Below are 22,285 nucleotides of genomic sequence, written 5' to 3' on the forward strand. Positions count from 1 at the left end.
TCAGAACGACGCGCCGCGCGCATTGCGCTGCAGGTCGGCGTCCACCATCATCTGGCACAGCTGCTCCAGCGTGGTGGCGGGTTCCCAGCCCAGCTTGGCCTTCGCCTTGGCGGCGCTGCCGATCAGCAGTTCGACTTCGGCCGGCCGGTAGAACTTGGGGTTGATGCGCATCACGGTCTTGCCCGAGGCCATGTCGACCGCGCTTTCGGCTTCGCCGCTGCCCCTGAACTCGACGTTCACGCCCACGCCCTTGAATGCCATGCGCACGAAGTCGCGCACGGTTTCCGTGCGGTTGGTGGCCAGCACGTAGGTGTCGGGTTCGTCGGCCTGGAGCATGCGCCACATGCCCTCGACGTATTCCTTCGCAAAACCCCAGTCGCGCTTGGCGTCGAGGTTGCCCAGCTCGAGCACATCGAGCAGGCCGAGCTTGATCTTGGCCACGGCGTCGGTGATCTTGCGCGTGACGAACTCGCGGCCGCGCAGCGGGCTCTCATGGTTGAAGAGAATGCCGCTACAGCCGAAGATGTCGTAGCTCTCGCGGTAGTTGACGGTCATCCAGTGGGCGTAGAGCTTGGCAACGCCGTAGGGGCTGCGCGGGTAGAAGGGGGTGTCTTCGGTCTGCGGAACGGCCTGCACCTTGCCGAACATCTCCGAAGTCGAGGCCTGATAGAAGCGGATCTTCGGGTTCACGAGGCGGACCGCCTCCAGCACATTCAATGCGCCGATGCCGGTGATGTGTGCCGTGGCGGTGGGCTGGTTGAAGCTCACGCCCACGAAACTCTGGGCCGCGAGGTTGTACACCTCGTCAGGTTGCGTATCGCGCAGCAGCGTGATCGAACTGCCGAGGTCGGTCAGGTCGTACTCGACGAGGTGAAGGCCGGGATGGTTCTGGATGCCCAGTTGCTCGATGCGCCAGAAATTGACCGAACTGGTGCGGCGGTAGGCGCCGTGGACTTCGTACCCCTTGGAAAGAAGCAGCTCCGCCAGATAGGCGCCGTCCTGACCCGTAATGCCCGTGACAACGGCACGTTTCTTCATGAAAACCTCGCGGTTGGAGAAAAGGTAGCCCCATTTCACTGCAAGAAGCGTGACAGGCGCCGCTCGGAGCCATTTTGCCAAAACGCTTCCCGGCCTGTATGAAAGTGCACGCCAGCCCTGCGAGGCGCTGAAGACACCGCGCGGTACGCGTTCAGCGGGCAGGGGCGGAGGCGGGCGGCCTCGAGGTCATCGCCGGGTCGATCCATGTAGCAAACTTGCTCACGTATTGCGCGCGCAGATGCCCGGCATCCTTGTAGATCGGCGTCGCATCGGCGTCCGCTCGCGTGCACCAGTCTTTCTCGCACAGCGTCGGGATCGGGTCGATCACGATGGCCCCGCTGCGTTGTGCGATCTGGCGCATGCGCTCGTGCAGCGCCTTCTGCTGCGAGACCCAGGGCGCGGTAGGCGACATGCGCCCGACGGTCATGTTGCCAAGGCGCCCGCCCTTCACGAATTCCTCGGGACCGAAGCCTTCCCCGACCGGGTTGTCCAGCAGCAGATACACCTGCTTGTGCTTGGACAGCGCCGTCATCACGGTCTCGAGCGTGTTGAGCGCGAAGTCCGCGCCGCCGCCGCCCATGAAGCGGCGCTTGTTCTTGCCGTCGAGGTAGTAGTAGCGGTCTGCCGCGGCGTTGTCGGCATCGGGCTTGCCGGTTTCAGAGAAGTAGCAGTTCCAGCAGCCGCCGAAGACCACCGCGTCGAACCTGTCGCTCACCGCCAGGCGCATGCCGCCGTCGCGCCGTTCCGCGCAGAGGTTGTTCTGCTCGTCGACCACGTTGGGAATCGGCGGGCAGGCGCCCCAGGTTACGAAGGAGAGCGAATCGAGCGTGTCGGGCGCGATCTTGCTCAGTTCCACCGCGCGCGGGCCGTACTGCTCGATGTGGCTGTCGCCGAAGAACAGCACGCGGCGCTTGCCGTGGCCGATCTGCTGCAGCACCTCGCCATCGACCTTGATCGGGCTCAGGCCATCGGGGTAGCCCCAATCCTTGGCCGCGGCCGCCGTCTTGTTGAAGTACGGATCGCTGTGGCGCCCGACGTAGTAGCCCGTGGTGGCCAGCAGGCCCAGCACGACGAAACCCACCATCGCGGCCACGAGGCCCGAGGTCACCGTGGGGTTCTCGGTCTTGCGCGTGTAGCGTTCGACGAAACGGTAGGTCAGCCAGGCGAGCACGAATGCGGCAACCAGCATCAGCGCGCGGATGCCATCGGAAGGCAGCTTGCCTTCGAGGATGCGTGCATACGCCAGCAGCGGCCAGTGCCACAGATACAGCGGATAGCTGATGAGCCCGACCCACACCATCGGCCTGGATGCGAGCACGTAGCGGTTCAGCACGCCGGTCGGCCCGGCGGCGATGCAGAAGAACGCGCCCAGCGCCGGCAGGATCGCCCAGAAGCCCGGAAAGGCCTTGCCGCCGCGAATGAAGCACAGGCCCAGCACGATCAGCGCCAGCCCGGCAATGGACTGCGCATGGCGCCCCCAGCCCGGCTTGGGCAACGGCCGGTGCAGCCGCATGTACGCGAGCATGCCGCCGATCATCAGCTCCCAGAAGCGTGAGAGCGGCGAATAGAACGCGGCCGTGCGGTGGCTGTGGATGGTGGTCACGTTCAGCAGGAACGACGCCGCCGCCACGATGCCCACAACCCAGAGCACGCGCCACTTGCGCTTCCACGCGAGGCCCAGCAGCACGGGCCAGAAGATGTAGAACTGCTCTTCGATGGCCAGCGACCACAGGTGCAGCAGCGGCTTGGTCTCGGCTGCATTGTCGAAGTAGCCGGCCTCGGTCCAGAACGCGAAGTTGGAGACGAACCCGGCGCCCGAAGCCACGTGCTTGCCCAGTTGCACCCATTCGTTGGGCAAGAGCGCATACCAGCCGAAGGCAAACGTGGCCGCCAGCACCAGCGCCAGTGCGGGGAAGATCCGCTTCACGCGCCGCGCATAGAACTCGCGGTAGCTGAAGCCTTCGCCCTCGAAGCTGGCCAAGATGATCGTGGTGATCAGGAAACCCGAGATGACGAAGAAGATGTCGACCCCGATGAAGCCGCCCTTGATCCACTGCGGGAACGCGTGGTAGCCCAGGACCGAGAGCACCGCCACGGCGCGCAGCCCGTCGATGTCCGGGCGGTATTTGGGGTGAACCAGGTGGGCGTGTTCGTTGTGGAACGTCGGGCTGCTCGTTGTCGTCGTCATCGTCGGTGTTGAAAGCGCGCTTGCTTTTTTGGTTCCCGATTGTCCGCGCAAACGCTTTTTGCCCCGCTCAGGCGCCGGGCGGCTGCGTCCGCCGGTAGCGCCAGAAGGCGCCCGACCGCCACACCTTCAGCAGGCTGGTGACATGCCAGTACAGATAGCGCTTGCTGCGGTGGCTGGCGCGCTGGGCGTCGTGCCGCGCGAGCAGGTCTTCGCCGACCTGCAGCTTCCAGCCCGCAAGTCGGATGCGTGCGCAGATGTCGAAGTCTTCGCCGTACATGAAGAAGCGCTCGTCGAAGCCCCCGATCTGGCGGTAGGCATTGCTGCGGAACAGCATGAACAGGCCGGGAATCCAGGCGGGCACGGTGGGTGGCACGTAGCCCGGCTTGTTGCGCCCGAGGATCTCGAAGGGCGTGAGCAGGGCCCGGTGCGGTTCGGGCGTTGACTTGCCGGGCTCGAGGATGCGCGGGGTCATCAGGCCGGCGTCAGGTGCGGCCTGCACGATCAGCGGCGCGAGCACGTCGCTGTCGAAGCGGATGTCCGGATTGAGCACCAGGAACCACGGCGTGCCGCAACGTCCGAACGCCTGGTTGTGATTGGCGCCGAAGCCCTTGGGGCTCGCGTTCTCGATCCTCTCGACCTCGAACCCCCAACTTTGCCCTGCGAGCACATCAGGCTCCGGAATGTTCACCGTGAGCACCACCTTGGCAATCGACGCGCGGCTGTGCCGCTCCAACTGGTCGAGCAGCGGCTGCACCAGGGCAAGCTGGCCGTGGCTCACGATTGAAATGGTGACCGGGGAGGGGGGGAGGGCGGGGGGAAGGGGCGTTGGCATGGTCTAATTTCGCTCGGGAATTCTAGGGTTCCCGAACTCCCACACATGATTGCCCTGATCGTCATCAGTTTCTTCGTGGCCGCCTTCGCGGTCCAGCTCTTCATGCGGCGCGCGCGCAGGCATGCCCGCCTCTACGGCGCCGACATGCCGCAGCGCTTTCACAAGGGCCATGTGCCGCGCCTGGGCGGTGCGGGCATCCTGCTGGGCATGGGGGCCGCCTGGCTGGCCGCGGGCGTCACCGGCACCGACCCCTTCAACGTGTCATGGCCGGTCAAGACCTCGATGCTGACGCTGATGTGCATCGCCCCCGCGGTGCTGGGCGGCATCGTCGAGGACATGACCCAGAAGGTGAAGGTGCGCTACCGGCTGGGCCTCACCATCGGCTCGGCCCTGCTGGTGTGCTGGCTGCTGGGGCTGGGCGTTTCGCGCACCGGTATTCCCATGGTCGATGGCTGGCTGGGCATGCTGCCCTATGCCACCGTGCTGTTCGCAGCGCTCGCCATCGGCGGACTGCCGCATGCGTTCAACATCATCGACGGCTACAACGGCCTGGCCGGCACGGTCGCGGTGCTGGTGTGCCTCGCGATCTCGCACGTCGCGCTGCAGGTGGGCGACCGGCAACTGGCCGCCATGGTGGTCTGCCTGGTGGGCGCGACCGTCGGCTTCCTGGTCTGGAACTACCCGCGCGGCAAGATCTTCGCCGGCGACGGCGGCGCCTACGTCTGGGGCATGGTGATCGCCGTGGCCTGCGTGACGCTGGTGCAGCGGCACCGCGTGGTGTCGCCGTGGTTCCCGATGCTGCTGCTGATCTACCCGGTGTGGGAGACGCTGTTCTCCATCTACCGCAAGCTTGCGCGCGGCCAGTCGCCCGGCACGGCCGATGCGCTTCACTTTCACCAGTTGATCTTCCGCCGCATCGTGCGCGTGGCGCTGGCGGACGACGAGGCGCGGCAACTGCTGGCGCGCAACAACCGCACGTCGCCCTACCTCTGGATGTTCGCCGCGCTGTCGGTGGTGCCCGCGGTGCTGTTCTGGAACAACACCATCGTGCTGATGCTGTTCTGTCTGCTGTTCGTCACAACGTACGTGGGTGCGTACCTGATGATCGTCAGATTCAAGGTGCCGCGCTGGCTCAGGCCTTGAGAGAATCCCGTTCCGTTCCCATCGTCCTTCGCTTTGGAGCCTGACCGCCCATGACCGACCCCGTCCTCAATATTCCCCCGCGCGACAAGGCCGAGATCCTGGCCCAGGCGCTGCCGTACATCCGCAAGTTCCACGGCAAGACCATCGTCATCAAGTACGGCGGCAACGCCATGACCGACCCGGCCCTGCAGGCCGACTTTGCCGAAGACGTGGTGCTGCTCAAGCTGGTCGGCATGAATCCGGTGGTGGTGCATGGCGGCGGCCCGCAGATCGAGGCGGCGCTCAACCGCCTGGGCAAGAAGGGTAGCTTCATCCAGGGCATGCGCGTGACCGACGCCGAGACCATGGAAGTCGTCGAATGGGTGCTGGCCGGCGAGGTGCAGCAGGACATCGTGGGCCTGATCAACCAGGCCGGCGGCAAGGCCGTGGGCCTGACCGGGCGCGACGGTGGCCTGATCCGCGCGCAAAAGCTCAAGCTGGCCGACCGCAACGACCCCAACGTGCACCACGACGTGGGCCAGGTCGGCGACATCGTCTCCATCGACCCCAGCGTGGTCAAGGCGCTGCAGGACGATGCGTTCATTCCCGTCGTCAGCCCGATCGGCTTCGGCGAGGAGAACGAGAGCTACAACATCAACGCCGACGTCGTTGCCGGCAAGCTCGCCACCGTGCTCAAGGCCGAGAAGCTCATGCTCCTGACCAACACGCCCGGCGTGCTCGACAAGAACGGCAAGCTGCTCACCAACCTGAGCGCGCGCGAGATCGACGAACTGTTCGCCGACGGCACCATCTCGGGCGGCATGCTGCCCAAGATCGAAGGCGCGCTCGATGCGGCCAAGAGCGGCGTGAACGCGGTGCACATCATCGACGGCCGCGTGCCGCACGCGATGCTGCTCGAGATCCTGACCGACCAGGCTTACGGGACGATGATCCGGGCCCGTTGACCGGGACGGGGGCGCTTGTTGCGCTGTGCGAGAATCAATTGATTACATCTTTGCACGCGCTCCCATGCAGAACGAAGAGACAGCTGCTCCCGGCGTAGAGACCCCAGCGGAAACGCCAGCCGCCGCCACGCGCAAGCGTCCGAAGCCGGGGGAGCGGCGCGTGCAGATCCTGCAGGCGCTGGCCGCCATGCTCGAACAGCCCGGTGCCGAACGGGTCACCACCGCGGCGCTGGCCGCGCGGCTCGAAGTGAGCGAGGCTGCGCTCTATCGCCATTTCGCGAGCAAGGCCCAGATGTTCGAGGGCCTGATCGATTTCATCGAGCAGAGCGTCTTCACGCTGGTGAACCAGATCCTCGAGCGCGAGGGCGGCACCGGCGCCCAGCAGGCCGCTCGCATCCTCACGCTGCTGGTCCAGTTTGCCGAGCGCAACCCGGGCATGACGCGCGTCATGGTGGGCGATGCGCTGGTCTACGAGAACGAGCGCCTGCAACAACGCATGAACCAGTTCTTCGACAAGATCGAAGCCACGCTGCGCCAGGTGCTGCGCGGCGCGGCCAGTGTGGAAGGCTCGTCCACGCCCACCGTCGATGCGCAGGTGCGTGCCGCAGCGCTCACGGCCTTCGTGGTCGGACAACTCCAGCGCTTTGCGCGATCGGGTTTCCGACGTGCGCCTTCTGAACACCTCGAAGCCACGATCGCCTTGATCGTCTGAGGCATTTCTCCCTCCCCTTCCGGGGGAGGGCAGGGGTGGGGGCAAGCGGCCTTCGGACGAGGCACTGCGCCGAACAATCGCCGTTTGCCCCCATCCCAACCTTCCCCCGGAAGGGGAAGGAGCAAGACACTCAGGCCGTGACCGGCACGCCCACCTTGGCCCCCGCCGCGACGATCTCTCCCCACGTCGCATCGTCCACCCAGATCCCCTCCCGCCGCCGCGCCGCGCGCGCCTTGCGCTCCGGCTCGCCCGCGATCTGCACCTCGTCGAAGCCTTGCCCGGGCGGGCTCTGCCGCAGCCAGTCGATGAACTCGCGCGCCTCCTCGTCGAAGGCCTTCTGCGTGCCCAGCTTTGCCGGGTCGATCAGCACCGTCAGCATCCCGTTGAGCACCGAACGCGCGGTGTCCGCCGGCCGGTGCCAGGTGCCGCCGCCCGTGAGCGCGCCGCCCAGCAGCTCGCACGCCACCGCCATGCCGTAGCCCTTGTGCTCGCCGAAGGTCATGAGCGCGCCGAAGAGCCCGTTGCCCTGCGGAACGACCACCACGCCGGGGTCGTTGGTCGGTGCGCCTGTCTCGTCGATCAGGTAGCCGTCGGGCACGCGCTCGCCCTTGTTGTGGGCCACGCGCATCTTTCCCTGTGCCACGCGGCTGGTCGCGTAGTCGAGCACGAAGGGCTCGGCGCCCGCGAGCGGCACGCCGATGCAGCACGGGTTGGTGCCGAAGCGCCCGTCGCCGCCGCCCCATGGCGCGACCACGGGCCGCGACAGCACGTTGACGAAGTGCATCGCCACCAGCCCCTGTGCCGTCGCCATCTCGGCGAAGTGCCCGATGCGGCCCAGGTGGTGCGCATGCGAGAGCGTGAAGATGCAGCTGCCGTGCTGCTTCGCCCGCGCGATGCCCAGGTCCATCGCCTGCACGCCGACGATCTGCCCGTAGCCGCGCTGGCCATCCAGGCCCATGAGCGTGCCGATGTCGAGGTTGACCTGGATCGACGCATTGGGCTTCAGCCCACCCTCGGCCACCGCATCGATGTAGCGAGGCAGCATGCCCACGCCGTGCGAGTCGTGCCCGCTCAGGTTGGCCAGCACGAGGTTGGCGGCGACCTGTTGCGCCTCGGCAGCGCTGCTGCCCGCGGCTTCGAGGATGCGGGCGACTGTTGTTTGCAGGCCGTCGGCCGGCAGTGTTCGTGACATGGATCAGATTCCCTTCGCGTTCAGTGTGATGGCATAAAGCGACGTCGTCGCGCAGATGAAAAGCCGGTTGCGCTTGGGCCCGCCGAAGCAGACATTCGCCACGCGCTCGGGCAAGAGGATCTTGCCGAGCAGCGTGCCGTCGGGGTGGTAGGCGTGCACGCCGTCCAGGGCGCTGGTCCAGATGCGGCCTTCGGTATCGAGGCGAAAGCCGTCGAACATGCCGCTGGTGCATTCGGCGAACACCTCGCCGCCGCTCAAGCTGCGGCCGTCAGCGCCCACCTTGAAGCGGCGCATGTGGCGCGGCCCGTCCTTCAGGTGACTCGCGCCGGTGTCGGCGATGTAGAGCAGCGATTCGTCGGGCGAGAACGCGAGACCGTTGGGCTTCACGAAGTCGTCGGCCATGCGTTCGACGGCGCCGCTCGCAGGATCGATGCGGTAGACGTAGCAGGCGCCGATCTCGCTCTCGGCGCGCAGGCCTTCGTAGTCCGAGAGGATGCCGTAGCTCGGATCGGTGAACCACACGCCGCCGTCCGAATGCACCACCACGTCATTGGGCGAATTGAGCCGCTTGCCCTGCCAGTGCGAGGCCAGCACGGTGATCGATCCGTCGTGCTCGGTGCGTGTCACGCGTCGCGTGAGGTGCTCGCAGCTCACGAGCCGGCCTTCGCGGTCCACCGTGTGGCCGTTCGTGTTGTTCGATGGCTCGCGGAAGACGCCGACTGTGCCGTTCACCTCGTCGTAGCGCAGCATGCGGTTGTTCGGAATGTCCGACCACAGGAGCGTGCGGTGCGCGCCGAACCACACCGGGCCTTCGCACCAGCGCGCGCCGGTCCACAGCCGCTCGACGCGCTCGGGGCCGGGGATGCAGGTGTTGAAACGAGGGTCCAGCCGTTCGAAGCCGGTGCCTTCCAGGAAGCCGAAGGGGAGGGTGTCCATGGGTGTCGTGTCTTTCCTTGTTCGGGGGATGTGCGGTGGCTTCAACGTCCGGGGCGAGCGCTCGCCACAACGATGACCGCGATGATGATGACGCCGGTCAGCAGCATGCGCAGCCCCGGCCCGGCGCCGACGGCGTTGAGCAGCGCCACCAGCAGGAACATGAACATGGCCGCGCCCCAGATGCCGGGCACGCTGGGCCGCCCGCCCGCCACGGCCGTGCCGCCGATCACGACGACGGCGATGGTCATGAGCAGGTACTCCTGACCCTGGTCCAGCGAGTTGCCGCCCGAGAAGCCCGCGATCAGCGCGCCGGTGAGGCCCGCAAGGCCGGCGCAGATCACGTATGCCATGAGCCGTGTCCGTTCCACCCTGAGGCCCGCCAGCTGTGCGGCCCGGCGGTTCTGGCCCACCGCTGCGATCGAGCGGCCGAGCACCGTGCGCTCCAGCATCACCGCCACGAGCACCGTGACCACCAGCGCCATGATCGCCACCAGCGGAATGCCCAGCACGCGCTGCGCCATCAGGTCCGAGAACAGCACCGGCGGCTTGACCTTGAGACCGCGCCCCACGTTGATGGCCACCGACATCACGATCAGTGAAGCCGCGAGCGTGGCGATGATCGGCGGAATGCGCAGCAGCCGGATCAGCCCGAAGTTGAACAGGCCCACGCCGACGCCCACCGCGGTCGCGGCCAGCAGGCCCGGCATCAGCATCGCGTTGCTGCCGTCCATCACGATCATCGCGGCCGCGCCCGAAAGGGCGATGGTCGACGGAATCGAGAGGTCCGCATTGCCCGGCCCGACGCTGATCACCAGCATCTGCCCGAGCGACACCAGCACCGTGAAGGCCGAGAACGCGAGCGCGGCGGTCAGCAGGTCGCCCGACCCTTGGCCATGTCCGCTCCACACCGTGGCGGCCCACGCCAGCACCGCGGCCACGCACGAGCCCAGCCACGGGCGGTTGCCGGTCAGGCGCTTCCAGCGCGGCGCCGTCGCCGGTGCCGTGATGCGTTCGTCCGCCGCGCTCATCGCTTGCCTCCGAAGAGATCGATGGCGGCGCGCAGCGCAAGCACCGCCACGAGGATCAGCCCCTGCATGCCCACCTGCCAGTCCGGCGCGATGTTCAGGAAGGTGAGGAACGAGGCGGCCAGCGTCACCGTGAGCGCGCCGATGACCGCGCCCACCGGTGCCACCTTGCCGCCCGCGAACTCCGCGCCGCCGAGGATCGCCGCCGCGATCGCCACCAGCGTGTAGCGCGAAGCGATGTTGGCATCGGCCGAAGTGGCCTGGCCCACCAGCATCAGCCCCGAGCAGACGCCGAACACGCCGGCAATCGCATACACGCCGGCGCGCACGCGAACCATGTTCCAGCCCGCGCGCGCGATGGCGCCGGGGTTGCCGCCCAGCCCGCGCACCAGCGTGCCGAAGGCGCTGCGCGTGATCAGCAGGTGGCCCACGATGGCCGTGGCAATCGCCATCCAGATCGGCATCGGCAGCAGCGGCGTGCGCCAGCTCATCGCGGCGCGCAGCCACTCGGGCGCGGTGCCGCCGGGCGTGGGGAGCAAGAGCACCGCGCAGCCCAGCCAAACGAAAGAGAGCCCGAGCGTGACCACGATGGACGGCAGTTGCCGCGCTTCGATCACCGCGCCCGCGAGCGCATAGACACCCACCGCCGCGACCAACGCCAGCACCGCGAGCGCGGGCTGCTCCGGCATCAGCGTGGCGCCGATGCAGGCCACCAGCGACACGAAGGGGCCGATGGAAAGATCCAGGTCGCTCACCGCGAGGATCATCATCTGCGCGAGGGTCGCGAACATCACCGGGATTGCGAGGTTCAGCAGCAGGTTGATGCCGAAGTACGACATCGCACGTGGCTGCTTCAGGAACACCGCCGCGAGCAGCAGCGCGAGCGCCACGGCGGGCAGCAGCGCATGCAGCATCGCCACGCGGCGCGCGGGGCTGCGCTTGCTCGACACAACGGCGCCGCTCATGCCGCGGCCTCCTCGAATGAAAGTGCCACCACGCGCTCCTCGCTGATGTCGTCGCCAGCCAGCTCGCCGACCACGCGCCCGTTGCTGAATACATAGACGCGGTCGCAGTGGTGCAGCTCGTCAAACTCGGTCGTGTACCAGACGAAGGTGCGGCCGCCGCGCGCCTCTTCGCGGATGAGCGCGTACACATCGCGCTTGGTGCCGACATCGACGCCGCGCATCGGGTCGTCCATGAGGATGACGGGCGCCGACGAGCCCAGCGCCCGCGCGAACAGCACCTTCTGCTGGTTGCCGCCCGAAAGCGAGCCAATGGGCAGGTCCATGTCGGGCGTGACCAGGCCCAGGCGCTGGCGCCATTGCTGCGCCTGCTGCTGCTCCTGTTTCAGGTCGATCAGCGGGCTGCGTGCGCGCAGTTGCGCGAGCCAGCCTACCGTCATGTTGCGCGCGATGGACCAGAGCGCGAACACGCCGTCGGTCTGTCGGTCGCCGGCCACGAAGGCGGTGCCGCCCTCGACGCGCATCGCGTCCTTGCCCTTGTGCTGCGAGGCTTCCTGCAGCGCGAGCAGCATCGCGGTCTGCCCGTGCCCGGCCAGCCCTGCGAGGCCGATCACCTCGCCGCGCGCCGCGTGCATGGCGATGCCGCGCTGCGCGGAGGCCTGCACCTGCACCACGGCTTGCGTGCTGTCCCCGTTGACACGCGGCGTGACCCCTGCGGCTCCGGCCTGCGGTACGTCGTTGAGAACGGCCTGCCCCATCGCTGCGACCAGCCGATCGCGATCGGTCTCCGCGGTCGGCGTGGCCTGCACCACCTGCCCGTCGCGCATCACGACCAGCCGGTCGGTCACCGCGAAGATCTCGCGCAGCTTGTGCGTGATCAGCACGCAGGTCTTGCCCTCGGCCACGAAGTTGCGGATGTAGGCCAGCAGTTGCGCGGCCGCCTGCCCGTCGAGCGAGGAGGTCGGCTCGTCGAGGATCATCAATTCGAGCGGCTGTGCGCCCGGCGTGAACGCGCGCGCCACCTCGACGATCTGGCGCTTGCCGATCGGCAGCTCGCCCACCACGTCGTCGGGCCGCAGGCCGTGGCCCGGAAAGATGCGGTCCAGCGAGGCCATCAGCTGCGCACCGGCGCGCTTGCGCCAGGCCCACTCGGCCGACTGCGGCTGCGCGATGCGCATGTTCTCCGCGAGCGTGAGGTTGTCGCACAGCGACAGTTCCTGGAACACGCAGCGCAGGCCCCAGCGCCGCGCCTCGCGCAGGCTCCACGCCGCCGCATCCGCGTGCCGCCCGGCAAAGCGCAACTCGCCGCCATCGGGCGCGAGCGCGCCGCACAGCACGTTGACCAACGTCGACTTGCCCGCGCCGTTGTGCCCGACCAGGCCCACGCACTCGCCGCGGCGCAGTTGCAGATCGACGCCGCGCAGCGCCTTCACGGCACCGAAGGAGCGCGCCGCGCCGCGGGCCTCGACCAGCACATCACCGGCCAGAGCTTGCGATGAGACTTGCATCGCCGCTTACTTGGCCTTGGCGATGAAGTCGATGACTTCCTTCTGCGAGTACTCCACGTTCACCACGCTGCCGACCTCGGTCTTCTTCACCGCATCGTCGAGCGTCTCCTGCGTCACCACGCTGATCGGCAGCTTCATGTCCTTGGGCACCTTGGCGCCCGAAAGGATCTGCTGCGCCACCCAGAACGCGAAGGTCGAGGCGCCCGGCGCGATGCTGGCCGACATGGTCTGGTACTTGTTGGCGTCGCGCTGCTCTTTCCACCAGGCGAGCTCGTCCTGCCGGTTGCCCATGAAGATCACCGGCGTCGGCCGGCCCGCGGCCTTGAAGGCCTGTGCCACGCCGTAGCCGTCGCCGCCCTGCGTGGCGACCGCCGTCACCTGCGGCAGCGTCGAGAGGATGGCCGACACCTCCTTCTGCGCCACGGTCTGCGTCCAGTTGCCGTGCACCGAGCCGACGATCTTGTACTCGGGCCGCTTGGCCACTGCCGCGGTGATGCCCTGGTGGATCTCGTCGTCGACGAACACACCGGCCAGGCCGCGCACTTCGAGCAGGTTGCCCTTGATGCCGCGGCTGGCGAAGTAGTCGATCTGCATCGCGCCCAGCTGCTTGAAGTCCACCGCGATGCGGTAGGCACAGGGCTCGGTCACGATGCCGTCGAAGGACACCACCACGATGCCCGCGTCGCAGGCCTGCTTGACCGCGCCGTTGAGGGCAGTGGGCGAAGCCGCATTGATCACGATGGCGTCGAAGCCCTGCAGGATCATGTTCTGGATCTGCGCGGCCTGCTCGGTGGCCTGGTTCTCCGAGGTCGTGAAGCTGGGCGCCTGCGCCACCACGCCCTTGGCGACCGCGTCCTTGGTCACCTTGTCCCAGCTCTTGAGCATGGCCTGTCGCCACGAGTTGCCCGCGAAATTGTTCGACAGTGCGATCTTCCTGGCCTTGGTGTCGGCCGCGCTGGCGGGAAGGTGCAGTACGGCGGCACCCAGGACGAGCGCGGCGGCCAGGGCGGTGGATGAGAGTCGGATCTTCTTCATGTTGGATGTCCTTGATGTCTGAAGCCGCTGTCCCGGATCCAGCTGTCTCCTGCGAATGCCCGTGGTGCGATGCCGCGCCGGCCAGAGCGCGGCACCCGGGCGGTGTCGGGTTACATCACGGCGCCGACCTGCCAGGGCACGAACTCGTTCTGCCCGTAGCCGTGCTGCTCGCTCTTCGATTGCGCGCCCGACGCGGTGGCCAGCACCAGTTCGAAGATGCGCTGCCCCATCTCCTGAATGGAGGCGGTGCCGTCGACGATCTCGCCGCAGTTGATGTCCATGTCTTCTTCCTGCCGCTGCCACAGCGCCGAGTTGGTCGCGAGCTTGAGAGAGGGCGAGGGCGCGCAGCCGTAGGCCGAGCCACGCCCGGTGGTGAAGCAGATCAGGTTCGCGCCGCCGGCCACCTGGCCCGTGGCGCTCACCGGGTCGTAGCCCGGCGTGTCCATGTAGACGAAGCCGTGCGACGTCACCGGCTCCGCGTATTCGTACACGGCTTCGAGGTTGCTGGTGCCGCCCTTGGCGACCGCGCCTAGCGACTTTTCCAGGATGGTGGTGAGCCCGCCCGCCTTGTTGCCGGGCGAGGGGTTGTTGTTCATCTCGCCCTCGTTGATTTCGGTGTAGTGCTCCCACCACTTGATGCGGTCGACCAGCTTCTGGCCCACCTCGCGCCTGACCGCGCGGCGCGTCAGCAGATGCTCGGCGCCGTAGACCTCTGGCGTTTCGCTGAGGATGGCCGTGCCGCCGTGCGCCACCAGCAGGTCGACTGCCGCACCCAGCGCAGGGTTGGCGCTGATGCCCGAATACCCGTCCGAGCCGCCGCACTGCAGCCCGATGGTGATGTGCGCCGCGCTGCAGGGCTCGCGCTTCACCGCGTTGGCGCGCGGCAGCATCTCGTTGATGAGCGCGACGCCTTTCTCGACTGTCTTGCGCGTGCCGCCCGTGTCCTGGATGTTGAAGGTGCGGAAGTTCTCGCCTTCGGCCAGGTGGCCGGTCGCGAGCCAGGCGTTGATCTGGTTGGCCTCGCAGCCGAGCCCGACCACCAGCACGCCCGCGAAGTTCGGGTGCGTGGCGTAGCCCGTGAGCGTGCGCGAGAGGATCTGCATGCCCATGCCCTCGGTGTCCATGCCGCAGCCTGTGCCGTGCGTCAGCGCGACGATGCCGTCCACGTTGGGGAATGCTGCGAGCGCGGAAGGGTTGGTCCGGCGCGAGAAGTGATCGGCGATGGCGCGCGCGGCCGTGGCCGAGCAGTTCACGCTGGTCAGCACGCCGATGTAGTTGCGCGTGGCCACGCGGCCGTCGGCGCGCTTGATGCCCATGAAGGTGGCCTCGCGCTTGGCAGGCGCGGGCTTCACGTCGGCGCCGAAGGCGTAGTCGCGCTCGAAGTCGCCCTTGTCGGGCCCCATGTCGAGGTTCTGCGTGTGCACATGCTCGCCGGGCGCGATGGCCTTGCTCGCGAAACCGATGATCTGGTTGTAGCGCCGCACCGGTTCGCCCTGCGCGATGGCGCGCATCGCGACCTTGTGGCCCGGCGGAATCAGGCCGCGCACGGCCACGTTCTCGACGACGATGCCACCGAGCAGTTGCGAGCGCGCGATGACGACGTCGTCGGCGGGATGGAGTCGGATATAGGGAGTCATGGTCAATAGAACATCTTGGGAACCCACAGCACGAGCTTGGGCATGTACGTGATCACGCCCAGGCTCAGCAAGAGCGGAACCAGCCACGGAAGAATTGCCATCGTCGTGCGCTCGAAGCTCAGGCCCGCCACGCGCGCCAGCACGAACAGCACCATGCCCATGGGCGGATGCAGCAGGCCGATCATGAGGTTGAGCACCATCACCAGGCCGAAGTGAATCGGGTCCACGCCCAATTGCGTGGCAATCGGCAGCAGGATGGGCACGAGGATGGTGATGGCGGCGGTCGGCTCCAGGAAGCAACCGACAAAGAGCATCAGCAGGTTGGCCAGCAGCAGGAACACCCACGCCTCCTTGGTGAAGCCCAGCACCCAGGCGGCGATGTCGGTGGTCACGCCCGTGGCCGTGAGCATCCAGCCGAAGATCGATGCCGCGGCCACGATGAAGAGCACCGTGCTGGTGGTCTCGACGGTGTCCAGGCAGACCTTGATGAACATCTTCCACGACAGCGTGCGATACCACGCGAAGCCCAGGATCATGGCCCACACGCAGGCTGCGATGGCGCCCTCGGTGGGCGTGAAGAGCCCGGTCGTCATGCCGCCGATCAGCAGCACCGGCGTCATGATGGGCAGCAGCGCCTCGAAGCTGAAGATCTTGTCGAGCACGAAGAGCGAGGCCAGCCCCGCGAACACCGTGAGCTGCGGCGGCGTGCCGAGCTTGACCACCAGCAGCCACAGCAGCAGCGGCCAGCCGATCACCACGGCCAGTTCCATCAGCGCCTTGAAGAGCCGCGTGCGCGAGAACTTCACGTCCGCGCCCCACTTGTTCTTGTGCGCGTAGTACGCCACCGTGAGCATCATCAGGATGGCCATCAGCGCGCCGGGCAGGATGCCCGCCAGGAACAGTGCGCCGACCGACACGTTGGCCATCATCCCGTAGATCACGAAGGGCAGGCTCGGCGGAATGATCGGGCCCAGCGTGGCCGATGCGGCGGTCACGCCCACGGCGAACTCGGTCGAGTAGCCGTGCTCCTTCATCGCCTTGATCTCGATGGTGCCCAGGCCCGCGGCGTCCGCGATGGCGGTGCCGCTCATGCCCGCGAAGATCACCGAGCCCAGCACGTTCACATGGCCGAGGCCGCCCTTGAGCCAGCCCACCAGCGCAAGCGCGAAGTTGTAGATGCGGGTGGTGATGCCCGCGTTGTTCATCAGGTTGCCGGCCAGGATGAAGAAGGGCACGGCGAGCAACGGAAAGCTGTCGATGCCGCTCACCATCCGGTGGATCACCACGAAGGGCGGCAGCGTGCTGTCGCTCACCAGGATGTAGACCAGCGAGGCCCCGGCCATGGCAATGGCCACGGGGATGCCGCCGGACATGAAGAACAGGAAAATGATTTTCAGCATGGGTCTTTTTCTCGGGCGTTGCAGTCCGCGGTCAGCGGTCGGAGAGCGTTGACTCGGGGCGCTCCAGCACGCTGTAGCCGCGCTTCCAGTGGGTGCGCAGCACCTGCAGCGAGCGCCACGCCATGGCCGCGAAGCCGAACACGCACAGCGCGTACACCACGTTCATCGGCAGGTCGACGATGGTCATGCGCGTCTGGTTGCCGATCTTCATCATCATCTGGATGGTCATCACCACGGCCGCCACGAAGAAGGCGGTGCGCAGCACGTCGACCACCATCGAGAGCACGCGGCCCATGGCGCGCGGCATGTGGCGGTAGAAGAAGTCGACCTGAATCTGGTTGTTCTTCGCCACCCCCACCGCCGCGCCGATGAAGACCACGCCGATGAGCATGTAGCGCGCCACCTCCTCGGTCCAGGCGGCAGAGTCGTTCATCACGTAGCGCGTGACGAACTGGTAGAAGACCGTGAGGCCCAGGAGCCAGAAGACGGCCAGCGAGATCCAGCCTTCGGCGATGGTGTCCGACAGGTCGACCACCTCGTCCTCTGCGTGGAAGTGGCCTTCGTCGTCGATGATTTTCTGAGGTTCGCTCATGGCTGGATCGCGCATCTACTTGATGGCCAGGATGCGGTCGTAGTCTTGCTGGCGGTAGCCCTGGTCGGTCGGCTTGGTCGCCTTGAGCACCGCCTCGCGGAACGCGTTCTTGTCGACCGTGATCACGTTGTTGCCCTTCTTCTTGAACTCCTCGACCAGCCGCGCTTCGGAGGCGATGATTTCGCGGCCGGTCTTCTCGGCGGCCTCCTGCATCACGTCGGTGAAGATCTTCTTTTCGTCCGCCGAGAGCTTGGTCCACAGCTGGCCCGAGCAGATCGTGAGCAGCGAGTCGACGATGTGGCCGGTGAGCGAAATGTTCTTCTGCACCTCGAAGAATTTCTTGGCCTCGATGGTGGGCAGCGGGTTCTCCTGCGCATCGACCGTGTTGTTCTGCAGGGCCAGGTACACCTCGGCGAACGCGATGGGCGTCGGGTTGGCGCCCAGCGCCTTCGGGAAGGCGAGGTAGGCCGGCGCATCGGGCACGCGGATCTTCAGGCCCTTCATGTCCTCGGGCTTGCTCACCGGCCGCGCCGCGCTCGATGTCACGTGGCGTGCGCCGTAGTAGCTGAGCGCGGTGATGTGGTTGCCGCTCTTTTCGTCGTAGCCCTTGGCGAGCTCGTTGAAAACGTCGCTCTTGGCGTACTTCAGCTGGTGCTCGGCGTCGCGGAAGATGAAGGGAAAGTACGAGATCGCCAGCGGCGTGTAGGTGCGCCCCGCGAAGCTCGCGCCCGACAGGACGATGTCGACCGTGCCCAGCGTCAGGCCCTGGTTGATGTCGGCTTCCTTGCCGAGCGTGGAGGCCGGGAACACCTGGATGTCGTACTTTCCGTTGGTGCGCTTCTTGATCTCCTCGGCCGCCCACACCGAGTACTTGTGGAAGGGCTCCGAGGTCTCGTAGACGTGGGCCCACTTGAGCTTGGTCTGGGCCGAGGCGATGCCCGGGATGCCCACAACGCCGGCTGCGAGCGCGCAGGCGGCCAGAGCCTTGAGGGCGATGCGTTTGCTGTTCTGGCTGTCTCTGATCATGTGGCTTGTCTCCGTTGTAGTAATTGGCAGGAATGCTGGCGAGAAATCAGGAAGGCTTCGCGCGTCGCCAGCTCGCGCTGAATCGCTGGTGCGACTTGTCCATGTGCGCATGCATCGCGGCGCGCGCGCCCTCGGCGTCGCGCGCGGCCACCGCATCGCGGATGGCCTCGTGCTCGGCGATGGCCGAGCGCCAGGAAGACACGTTCTCGAAGTAGCCGCCCAGGCGCGTGAAGATCGGGCCCCTGCGCGAGTCCCAGAAGTTCTGCACCGTCTCCGCCAGCACCGCGTTGCCGCTGGCGTTGACGATGGCGAGGTGGAAGGCGCGGTCGCCCTCCAGCGGCATCACCTTGCGGTCGGCCATCTCGCGCATGACCTCGATGGCGCGCGTCATCGCATCGACGTCCTTGCGCTTGCCCGCTGCGGCGGCGATGGCGGCCGTCTCGCCCTCGATCACGCGACGCGCGCGGATCAACTCCAGTGGGCCCCACTCAGTGGGCGCGACCGGTGCGGCGGCGCGGTGCGAGCGGTCCAGCACGTACACGCCGGAGCCGGTGCGCACCTCGACCCAGCCCTCGACCTCCAGCGCGATCAGCGCCTCTCGCACCGAAGGGCGGCTCACGCCGAGCTGCTTGGCGAGGTCCCGCTCGGCGGACAACCGGGCGCCCACGGCGAATTCGCCCTTGGCGATCAGCGCGCGCAGCTGGTCGGCGATCTGGCGATAGAGGCGCTGGGGTTCGACGGTCTGGAGGGGCACGAGGGCGAATGAACGAACGGGGTTTAAGGGTTGTCCTGAATTGGACAAGTGGTAAGGCCAATTCAGAATACGATGTGTCGCCCGTGCCACCCATCGGGCCAAACCCGAATTGGAGACAGACACCATGCGATTGAAGGGAAAGACCGCGCTCGTGACCGCAGCCGGCCAGGGCATCGGCCACGCCAGCGTGCTGGCGCTGGCCGCCGAGGGCGCCCAAGTCTGGGCCACCGACGTCAACGAGAAGCTGCTGGAGCGCTATGCGGGCGTTGCGAACGTCACCGCCGTGAAGCTCGACGTGCTCGACAAGGCCGCCATCGGCGCGCTGTTCGCGAAGCTGCCCGCGCTCGACGTGCTCTTCAACTGCGCGGGCGTGGTGCACAACGGCGCCATCGAGCAGGCGGGCGACGACGACCTGGACTTCGCCTTCCGGCTCAATGTGCGCGCGCAGATGTGGACCATCCAGGCCGCGCTGCCCGCCATGCTGAAGGCGGGCCGCGGCAGCATCATCAACATGGCGAGCGTGTGCTCCAGCATGAAGGGCCTGCCCAACCGTTTCGTCTACGGCACCACCAAGGCGGCGGTGCTCGGCCTCACCAAGAGCGTGGCGGCCGACTACGTGACCAAGGGCATCCGCTGCAATGCGGTGTGCCCGGGCACGGTCGATACGCCATCGCTGGGCGACCGCATCAACGCCAACGCCGATCCCGAGGAAGCCCGCAAGGCCTTCATCGCGCGCCAGCCGATGGGCCGGCTCGCGAAGGCGGAAGAAATCGCACCGGTCGTGGTGTTCCTCGCGAGCGATGAATCGATTTTCGCCACCGGCCAGTTCTTCACGGTGGACGGCGGCATCACGATATGAACCAGCTCGACTTCGCCGGCCGGCATGCGGTCATCACCGGCGGCGCGACGGGCCTGGGCTTCGGCATCGCGCAGCGGCTGATTGCGTCGGGCGGCAGCGTCACGCTGTGGGACCGCGACGAGGCCGCGGCGAACCAGGCCGCAGAGGCGCTCGGCGACAGGGCCTTTGCGCTGAAGGTCGACGTGTCGCAGCAGCCCTCCGTCGCCAAGGCCGTGGCCGCCACGCTGGCGCATGCGCCGCGCATCGATGCGTTGGTCAACAGCGCCGGCATCACCGGCCCCAACGTCAAGCTGTGGGACTACCCGGTGGACGAGTGGCGCCAGGTGATGGAGGTCAACATCAATGGTGTGTTCCTGTGCTGCCGCGAAGTGGTCGGGCAGATGCGCAAACAAGAGAATCCGAATAACCGCGATACCCGCGGTTATGGCCGCATCGTCAACATCGCCTCGGTCGCAGGCAAGGAAGGCAACCCCAACGCCAGCGCCTACAGCGCGAGCAAGGCGGCGGTCATCGGCATCACCAAGTCGCTGGGCAAGGAACTGGCCGACACCGGCATCCGCGTGAACTGCGTGACGCCCGCCGCGGTGAAGACCGCGATCTTCGATCAGATGACGCCCGAGCACATCGCGTTCATGTTGTCGAAAATACCCATGGGCCGATTCGGCACGGTGGAAGAGGTGGCCGCCATGGTCGGCTGGCTCTGCACCGAAGATTGTTCGTTCTCCACCGGCGCGGTCTTCGACCTCTCCGGCGGCCGCTCCACCTATTGATCATTCAATGCACTGAAAGGAAAGCATGAAACTCGTCCGTTATGGCAACCCCGGCAAGGAAAAGCCCGGCCTCATCGACGCAGACGGCAAGCTGCGCGACCTGAGCGCCGTCGTCAAGGACATCGGTCCCGACCAGCTCGGCGATGCCGCCATTGCCAAGCTGCGCAAGTTGAAGCTCGACAAGCTGCCGCTGGTCAAGGGCAAGCCGCGTTTCGGCAGCCCGGTGGCCAACGTCGGCAAGTTCATCGCCATCGGCCTGAACTACGCGGACCATGCGGCCGAATCGGGCCTGCCGGTGCCCAAGGAGCCCGTGGTCTTCATGAAGGCCAACAGCTGCGTCCAGGGCCCCAACGACCCGGTGATGCTGCCCAAGGGTTCGGTCAAGACCGACTGGGAGGTCGAACTCGGCGTGGTCATCGGCACCAAGGCGCGCTACGTTTCGCAGAAGAGCGCGCTCGACTACGTGGCCGGCTACTGCACCATCAACGACGTGAGCGAACGCGAGTACCAGATCGAGCGCGGCGGCACCTGGGACAAGGGCAAGGGTTGCGACACCTTCGGCCCGCTCGGCCCCTGGCTGGTGACGCGCGATGAAATCGAGAACCCGCAGAAGCTCTCGATGTGGCTGGACCTGAACGGCCAGCGCGTGCAGACCGGCAGCACCAAGACCATGATCTTCACCGTGGCCAAGATCGTGAGCTACGTGAGCCAGTTCATGACGCTGATGCCCGGCGACGTGATCACCACCGGCACGCCCCCGGGCGTCGGCATGGGCATGAAGCCGCCGCTGTACCTCAAGAAGGGCGATGTCATGACGCTCGGTATCGAAGGTCTCGGCGAGCAGCGTCAGGAAGTCGTCCCCTTCAAGCTCTGATCCTCTGCGATCATCCGGCGGATGAAAGCGCCGCCGGACCATCGATCGCAGGTGTTCGGCACGCCCTGGGAGGGCGTGCACGGCACCGCGATCGAGAGTGCCCGCCACTACGGCCGGCACTGGCATTCCACCTATGGACTCGGCCTCCTCGAGCAGGGCGCGCAGCGCTCGGCCAGCGGGCGCGGCAAGGTCGATGCGTATGCCGGCGACCTGATCGCCACCAACCCCGGTGAAGTGCACGACGGCATGCCGCTCGGCGGGCCGTCGCGTCGTTGGCGCATGGTGTATTTCGATGCCGATGTGATGGCCGCCATGAATGGCGATGTCGCCGCCGATGTGGCGCTGACGCGCCCCGTCATCCAGGATGCAAGGCTCGGCGACATGCTGTGCCGCCTGTTCACCCGTCTCGACGATTGGCGCACCGCGTCACCGGATGCGCGCCGCATCGAACTGCTCGCGTGCGAAGAATCGCTGGCCGAAGTCTGTGGCCTGCTGCGCGACAGCCACTCCACCGCCACACCTTCGCGCGAAGCTGCTGCCGACATGAAGCAGGTGCGCGACCGCCTCGCCGATGAACTGCTCGCGCCACCCACGCTTGCCGAACTCGCGGCGATGACCGGCCTGAGCACCTACCAGGTGCTGCGCCGTTTCGAGAAGACCTACGGCGTGCCGCCGCATGCCTGGCTCGTGCTGCAGCGCACCGAACGCGCGCGCCACCTGATCCGCCACGGCGCCGACCTCGCAGAGGCCGCGGCCGCGAGCGGCTTCTCCGACCAAAGCCACATGACGCGCATCTTCACGCGCCAGTTCGGCTTCACACCCGGCGCCTGGCAGCGCGCGGAGCGCAGCGCCTAGCAG

At 67.0% G+C, this 22,285-nt stretch carries 21 protein-coding genes; 7 read left to right on the top strand and 14 right to left on the bottom strand.

Features of this window, described 5'->3' with window-relative positions; translation table 11 throughout:
• The 3 genes from gmd to M2282_RS13525 all read right to left on the bottom strand — a co-directional run bounded on the left by gmd (nt 1) and on the right by M2282_RS13525 (nt 4,058).
• Nucleotides 1–1,038: a GDP-mannose 4,6-dehydratase gene (gene gmd / locus M2282_RS13515; RefSeq protein WP_280809289.1), complete on the bottom strand. Its 1,038-nt coding sequence runs from the start codon at nt 1,036–1,038 to the stop codon at nt 1–3.
• Nucleotides 1,039–1,189: 151 nt separating this feature from the next.
• A complete protein-coding gene (locus tag M2282_RS13520; RefSeq protein ID WP_280809290.1) occupies nt 1,190–3,226 on the bottom strand; it encodes an acyltransferase family protein in 2,037 nt (678 codons plus the stop codon).
• Nucleotides 3,227–3,293: 67 nt separating this feature from the next.
• The gene (locus M2282_RS13525; protein WP_348541734.1) at nt 3,294–4,058 is read right to left on the bottom strand and encodes a galactosyltransferase-related protein; all 765 of its coding nucleotides are present in this window, start codon (nt 4,056–4,058) and stop codon (nt 3,294–3,296) included.
• Between the two features lie 45 nt (nt 4,059–4,103).
• On the opposite strand from M2282_RS13525, the gene M2282_RS13530 reads away from it, so the two are divergent.
• The 3 genes from M2282_RS13530 to slmA all read left to right on the top strand — a co-directional run bounded on the left by M2282_RS13530 (nt 4,104) and on the right by slmA (nt 6,857).
• A complete protein-coding gene (locus M2282_RS13530) occupies nt 4,104–5,201 on the top strand; it encodes a glycosyltransferase family 4 protein (RefSeq protein WP_280809292.1) in 1,098 nt (365 codons plus the stop codon).
• 50 nt (nt 5,202–5,251) lie between these two features.
• Nucleotides 5,252–6,145, top strand: a complete 894-nt coding sequence (gene argB, locus M2282_RS13535; RefSeq protein WP_280809293.1) for an acetylglutamate kinase — start codon at nt 5,252–5,254, stop codon at nt 6,143–6,145.
• Nucleotides 6,146–6,209: 64 nt separating this feature from the next.
• Nucleotides 6,210–6,857 carry a nucleoid occlusion factor SlmA gene (slmA, locus tag M2282_RS13540; RefSeq protein WP_280809294.1) on the top strand — a complete coding sequence of 216 codons (648 nt, stop codon included), beginning with the start codon at nt 6,210–6,212 and terminating at the stop codon, nt 6,855–6,857.
• 130 nt (nt 6,858–6,987) lie between these two features.
• On the opposite strand, the gene M2282_RS13545 is transcribed toward slmA, so the two are convergent.
• From M2282_RS13545 to M2282_RS13595, 11 genes are all read right to left on the bottom strand, one after another.
• Nucleotides 6,988–8,049: a malate/lactate/ureidoglycolate dehydrogenase gene (locus tag M2282_RS13545; RefSeq protein WP_280809295.1), complete on the bottom strand. Its 1,062-nt coding sequence runs from the start codon at nt 8,047–8,049 to the stop codon at nt 6,988–6,990.
• Nucleotides 8,050–8,052: 3 nt separating this feature from the next.
• Nucleotides 8,053–8,985, bottom strand: coding sequence for an SMP-30/gluconolactonase/LRE family protein (locus M2282_RS13550; protein ID WP_280809296.1), 933 nt, complete (start codon nt 8,983–8,985; stop codon nt 8,053–8,055).
• A gap of 41 nt (nt 8,986–9,026) precedes the next feature.
• A complete protein-coding gene (locus tag M2282_RS13555) occupies nt 9,027–10,013 on the bottom strand; it encodes an ABC transporter permease (protein WP_280809297.1) in 987 nt (328 codons plus the stop codon).
• Complete coding sequence (locus tag M2282_RS13560; protein ID WP_280809298.1) at nt 10,010–10,975, bottom strand: ABC transporter permease; 966 nt, start codon at nt 10,973–10,975, stop codon at nt 10,010–10,012. Before M2282_RS13560 ends, M2282_RS13555 begins: the two co-directional genes overlap by 4 nt.
• Nucleotides 10,972–12,480: a sugar ABC transporter ATP-binding protein gene (locus M2282_RS13565; protein WP_280809299.1), complete on the bottom strand. Its 1,509-nt coding sequence runs from the start codon at nt 12,478–12,480 to the stop codon at nt 10,972–10,974. Before M2282_RS13565 ends, M2282_RS13560 begins: the two co-directional genes overlap by 4 nt.
• Nucleotides 12,481–12,486: 6 nt before the next feature.
• Nucleotides 12,487–13,515, bottom strand: a complete 1,029-nt coding sequence (locus M2282_RS13570; RefSeq protein ID WP_280809300.1) for an ABC transporter substrate-binding protein — start codon at nt 13,513–13,515, stop codon at nt 12,487–12,489.
• Between the two features lie 110 nt (nt 13,516–13,625).
• The gene (locus tag M2282_RS13575) at nt 13,626–15,152 is read right to left on the bottom strand and encodes a UxaA family hydrolase (protein WP_280809301.1); all 1,527 of its coding nucleotides are present in this window, start codon (nt 15,150–15,152) and stop codon (nt 13,626–13,628) included.
• 2 nt (nt 15,153–15,154) lie between these two features.
• Nucleotides 15,155–16,552, bottom strand: coding sequence for a TRAP transporter large permease (locus tag M2282_RS13580; protein ID WP_280809302.1), 1,398 nt, complete (start codon nt 16,550–16,552; stop codon nt 15,155–15,157).
• Nucleotides 16,553–16,583: 31 nt separating this feature from the next.
• Entirely contained in the window at nt 16,584–17,144 is a 561-nt protein-coding gene (locus M2282_RS13585) for a TRAP transporter small permease (protein ID WP_280809303.1), read from the bottom strand.
• Between the two features lie 15 nt (nt 17,145–17,159).
• On the bottom strand, nt 17,160–18,170 hold the full coding sequence (locus tag M2282_RS13590; RefSeq protein WP_280809304.1) for a sialic acid TRAP transporter substrate-binding protein SiaP: 1,011 nt from the start codon (nt 18,168–18,170) through the stop codon (nt 17,160–17,162).
• A gap of 46 nt (nt 18,171–18,216) precedes the next feature.
• A complete protein-coding gene (locus M2282_RS13595) occupies nt 18,217–18,924 on the bottom strand; it encodes a FadR/GntR family transcriptional regulator (protein ID WP_280809305.1) in 708 nt (235 codons plus the stop codon).
• A gap of 124 nt (nt 18,925–19,048) precedes the next feature.
• Here M2282_RS13595 and M2282_RS13600 point away from each other — a divergent pair, with 124 nt between their 5' ends.
• Genes M2282_RS13600 through M2282_RS13615 form a run of 4 tightly spaced genes read left to right on the top strand, consistent with a single transcriptional unit; the run spans nt 19,049 to nt 22,282 of the window.
• Nucleotides 19,049–19,783: an SDR family oxidoreductase gene (locus M2282_RS13600; RefSeq protein WP_280809306.1), complete on the top strand. Its 735-nt coding sequence runs from the start codon at nt 19,049–19,051 to the stop codon at nt 19,781–19,783.
• Nucleotides 19,780–20,553, top strand: a complete 774-nt coding sequence (locus tag M2282_RS13605; RefSeq protein WP_280809307.1) for an SDR family NAD(P)-dependent oxidoreductase — start codon at nt 19,780–19,782, stop codon at nt 20,551–20,553. The genes M2282_RS13600 and M2282_RS13605 overlap by 4 nt, the downstream gene beginning before the upstream one ends.
• Nucleotides 20,554–20,578: 25 nt before the next feature.
• The gene (locus tag M2282_RS13610; protein WP_280809308.1) at nt 20,579–21,427 is read left to right on the top strand and encodes a fumarylacetoacetate hydrolase family protein; all 849 of its coding nucleotides are present in this window, start codon (nt 20,579–20,581) and stop codon (nt 21,425–21,427) included.
• A gap of 21 nt (nt 21,428–21,448) precedes the next feature.
• Nucleotides 21,449–22,282: a helix-turn-helix domain-containing protein gene (locus M2282_RS13615; protein WP_280809309.1), complete on the top strand. Its 834-nt coding sequence runs from the start codon at nt 21,449–21,451 to the stop codon at nt 22,280–22,282.
• The last annotated feature ends 3 nt before the right edge of the window (nt 22,283–22,285 follow it).

Source organism: Variovorax boronicumulans (assembly GCF_029892485.1).
GTDB lineage: Bacteria > Pseudomonadota > Gammaproteobacteria > Burkholderiales > Burkholderiaceae_C > Variovorax > Variovorax boronicumulans_B.

What these genes read in the sequence shown, in the direction of transcription:
- gmd (WP_280809289.1), bottom strand. Translation starts at nt 1,038, where the DNA reads ATGAAGAAACGTGCCGTTGTCACGGGCATTACGGGTCAGGACGGCGCC.
- M2282_RS13520 (WP_280809290.1), bottom strand. Translation starts at nt 3,226, where the DNA reads ATGACGACGACAACGAGCAGCCCGACGTTCCACAACGAACACGCCCAC.
- M2282_RS13525 (WP_348541734.1), bottom strand. Translation starts at nt 4,058, where the DNA reads ATGCCAACGCCCCTTCCCCCCGCCCTCCCCCCCTCCCCGGTCACCATT.
- M2282_RS13530 (WP_280809292.1), top strand. Translation starts at nt 4,104, where the DNA reads ATGATTGCCCTGATCGTCATCAGTTTCTTCGTGGCCGCCTTCGCGGTC.
- argB (WP_280809293.1), top strand. Translation starts at nt 5,252, where the DNA reads ATGACCGACCCCGTCCTCAATATTCCCCCGCGCGACAAGGCCGAGATC.
- slmA (WP_280809294.1), top strand. Translation starts at nt 6,210, where the DNA reads ATGCAGAACGAAGAGACAGCTGCTCCCGGCGTAGAGACCCCAGCGGAA.
- M2282_RS13545 (WP_280809295.1), bottom strand. Translation starts at nt 8,049, where the DNA reads ATGTCACGAACACTGCCGGCCGACGGCCTGCAAACAACAGTCGCCCGC.
- M2282_RS13550 (WP_280809296.1), bottom strand. Translation starts at nt 8,985, where the DNA reads ATGGACACCCTCCCCTTCGGCTTCCTGGAAGGCACCGGCTTCGAACGG.
- M2282_RS13555 (WP_280809297.1), bottom strand. Translation starts at nt 10,013, where the DNA reads ATGAGCGCGGCGGACGAACGCATCACGGCACCGGCGACGGCGCCGCGC.
- M2282_RS13560 (WP_280809298.1), bottom strand. Translation starts at nt 10,975, where the DNA reads ATGAGCGGCGCCGTTGTGTCGAGCAAGCGCAGCCCCGCGCGCCGCGTG.
- M2282_RS13565 (WP_280809299.1), bottom strand. Translation starts at nt 12,480, where the DNA reads ATGCAAGTCTCATCGCAAGCTCTGGCCGGTGATGTGCTGGTCGAGGCC.
- M2282_RS13570 (WP_280809300.1), bottom strand. Translation starts at nt 13,515, where the DNA reads ATGAAGAAGATCCGACTCTCATCCACCGCCCTGGCCGCCGCGCTCGTC.
- M2282_RS13575 (WP_280809301.1), bottom strand. Translation starts at nt 15,152, where the DNA reads ATGACTCCCTATATCCGACTCCATCCCGCCGACGACGTCGTCATCGCG.
- M2282_RS13580 (WP_280809302.1), bottom strand. Translation starts at nt 16,552, where the DNA reads ATGCTGAAAATCATTTTCCTGTTCTTCATGTCCGGCGGCATCCCCGTG.
- M2282_RS13585 (WP_280809303.1), bottom strand. Translation starts at nt 17,144, where the DNA reads ATGAGCGAACCTCAGAAAATCATCGACGACGAAGGCCACTTCCACGCA.
- M2282_RS13590 (WP_280809304.1), bottom strand. Translation starts at nt 18,170, where the DNA reads ATGATCAGAGACAGCCAGAACAGCAAACGCATCGCCCTCAAGGCTCTG.
- M2282_RS13600 (WP_280809306.1), top strand. Translation starts at nt 19,049, where the DNA reads ATGCGATTGAAGGGAAAGACCGCGCTCGTGACCGCAGCCGGCCAGGGC.
- M2282_RS13605 (WP_280809307.1), top strand. Translation starts at nt 19,780, where the DNA reads ATGAACCAGCTCGACTTCGCCGGCCGGCATGCGGTCATCACCGGCGGC.
- M2282_RS13610 (WP_280809308.1), top strand. Translation starts at nt 20,579, where the DNA reads ATGAAACTCGTCCGTTATGGCAACCCCGGCAAGGAAAAGCCCGGCCTC.
- M2282_RS13615 (WP_280809309.1), top strand. Translation starts at nt 21,449, where the DNA reads ATGAAAGCGCCGCCGGACCATCGATCGCAGGTGTTCGGCACGCCCTGG.